We start from the raw sequence: 2,696 nt of genomic DNA on the forward strand, positions 1-2,696 counted from the left end.
CACGATGCGTTTGCCGGCGGCGAAGTCGATGTGTTCGGTGATCGAGACCATCTCCAGATCGTCGCGCGCTTGAAACTTCATCTCGTCGCTTTGCGCCTGCATCTCGATGTCGTCGCGGGCTGCAATCAGGCTGATGCCGGTGTTGTTCGCGCCGGCCCGGATGGCGCCGGCGAGCAGGCCGATGGCCTGGCCGGTGTGGAGGCGGGTTTTGCCGGCGACGGCCAGGTTGGTGTCCTCGCCGCTGATGAGGCTGATGGTTTCGCCATTACTCAGCTGAATGTGCCCGCCGGCGACGAAGCCGAGGCCGGCTTTGGCGGCCTGGATGATGGCGGCGTCCGTGAGGTGGGGGAGTTTGCCGGCGGTGGTGGTGTTCTTCTGGTTTGCGTCGGTCAGCGCGGCGTCGAAGTCGGTGGCGTCGACCATGCCGCGGGCGACGGTGTGCAGGGCTTTGAGCGGGGCGGCGTTCGGGTCGATGGCGCTTTGCTTGGGACCACAGCTGCCGATGGCGGCAGCGAGCTGCACGGTTTGGTGGGTGGCGGCGGCTTTGGAGAGGGTTTGGGCGAGGGCGTCGGCCTGACCGAGCAGGGCGGCGGCGGGGGCCATGTCGCCGGCCGGCTCGGCGTCGGTGTGCTGCGCCCAGGTGCTCAGGGTGATGCCGCGCGCGGCGCGCAGCGCGCCCCAGGCGTCGGTGCGTAGCTCGGCGCCGGTGCCGCGGAAACTGCCGCGGTAGTTGTCGGCCTGGTGGATGAGGTGGCCGAGGTTGAGCTGCGAGGCGTATTGGGTGCTGTGCACGGCGGCGCGTTGCTGGTTGTCGGTGTCGTCGAAGACGAGCTGGTTGTGGCCGGCGAAGCGGCCATGGGCGCCGAATTCCTTGGTTTTGAAGCCACTGAGCGCGGCGGCGTGATGGTGTTGGCTGGGCGCTGCGCCGTGCCAGGCGGGGCTGTTGCCTGCGGCCAGATTGCCTTGCGCGGCGGGGCTGTGGTCGGTGGATTGCTCGAAGACTGAGCGGTCGACAGGCTTGGCGTCGGCGCCGCCGGGCGTTGGCGTGATGCCGCCCTCGCCCTGCCCGTTGTAGAGCGCGCCGAGCACCAGCGGGCGGTCGATATCGTTGCCGAGGAAGGTGACGAAGACTTCCTGCCCGATGCGCGGTAGCGCCTGCCAGCCCATGCCGGGGCCGGCCTGGCGCGTGACCACGCGCACCCAGCAACTGCCGCGGTCATCGGCGGTGTGGGCTTGCTGCCAGTGAAAGCGGATCTTGATTCGCCCGAGCCGATCGCACCAGATCTCGTCAGCGCCATTGGGGCGGGTTTCGCCGTTGGGGCCGACGACGACGGCGCTCATCGGGCCATGGACGGTGGGGCGCGGGTTGAGGCGGGCGCCGGTGTCGTCGGTGAGTTGGGGGCGCCAGGGGCGTGTACCGGGCTGTGCCTCGAAGGCGTTGGCGTAGCCACGCTCGGCGGCCAGGGCCAGGGCCTCGGTGGGGAGGGCGTGCGGTGCGCGGATCGGGGCGGCGTCGTCTTCGCCGGTGGTGGCCTCGTCGATCATCAGCGCGGCCGCACCCAGGCGTTTGGCGATGGCGGCCATGGGCTCACCGCTCAGGTTGTTGATGCCGATGTGGGTGAGCGCTAGCAGGCTGAGGCGTGGCGGTTCGGCGGCATTGGCGGTGGCGGCGGGGATGGGGCTCGGCGCATCGAGCAGGTCAAACGCGGTGCCGGGGCGGAAGCTGCGCACCGTGCTGCGCCCCTGGAAGGTGGTGTGACGCGCTTCGAGCGCTTCCATCATCAGGTGCTGGTAGCGCTCGGCTTCGCGCGCGTTGGCAAAGGCGTAGAGGCCGGCGTCGTCATAGGCTTCCAGCGCCGGGGCCTGTGTGCCGCCGATCGACAGCGCCGTGGGCAGGCTGACGGCGACGGCGCGCTTGGCTTTGTAGTCATAGCTGAGCACGGAGCCGATGGCCGCGCCGAAGCGTCGGCACTCGCCAAAGGCGACGATAGCGTCTTGATCTTCTTGCGAATCGGCGCGGTGAAAGCGGATGCCGCGGCCGCCGTTGGCGTGCTCGGAGAGCGCATCTTCCGGCCAGCGCGGGCTGTCGGCAAACAGGCGCAGGCGGTGGCCGGCCGGCGCGCCGGTGTCGTCTTCGATGCACCAGCCGATGCCCTCTTCGGCCAGCAGGCGCGAGACGAAGGTGTAGTCGGTTTCCATGTATTGCACGCAGTAGCTGCGCGGGCGGGCATCGGCGAGAAACTCGGCCACCTCCTCGCTCCAGTGCCAGGCGGCATGCTCGGCGTAGTCGGCAAACACCGCGTCGACGATATCGACCACGGACTTGTCCTGAAAGACGCGGTTGTGCCGCCCCCGCGAGAGCAGCCAGGCCCACGGCACCAGCGTGATGCGGTAGCGACAGAAGCCACCGTCGGCGCCGAGTTTGAGCACCGAGCGCACCAAACCCGAGCGCGAACTGCGGCTGCCGTCGGACAGCGTGCTGTGCAGCGTGACCGCCTGGCCGAGCATGTGTTTGAGCTCGATGAAAGCGTCGGTGGAGAGCAGATCGACGCAGAGCTCAAAGCCCGCCGACACCGCCTCGGTGCCCCACCAGGCTTCGACGGGCAGGTCGAAGGCAGCGTCGCGCCATTCAAGCGCGAACAGGCGGGTGTCGGAGGTGAAGGGTGAGAACATGTGAGCGCCCTGAGATCAGCGGG

General features: G+C 69.1%; 1 protein-coding gene. It reads right to left on the reverse strand.

The features are described 5' to 3' along the window. Positions 1 to 2,673: type VI secretion system Vgr family protein (locus FHP91_RS21035; protein WP_144311402.1), on the reverse strand; the 2,673-nt coding region annotated here is incomplete at its 3' end. Positions 2,674 to 2,696 lie beyond the last annotated feature (23 nt).

The sequence above is a fragment of the Denitromonas halophila genome (assembly GCF_007625155.1).
In the GTDB taxonomy this organism is placed as follows: Bacteria; Pseudomonadota; Gammaproteobacteria; order Burkholderiales; family Rhodocyclaceae; genus Nitrogeniibacter; species Nitrogeniibacter halophilus.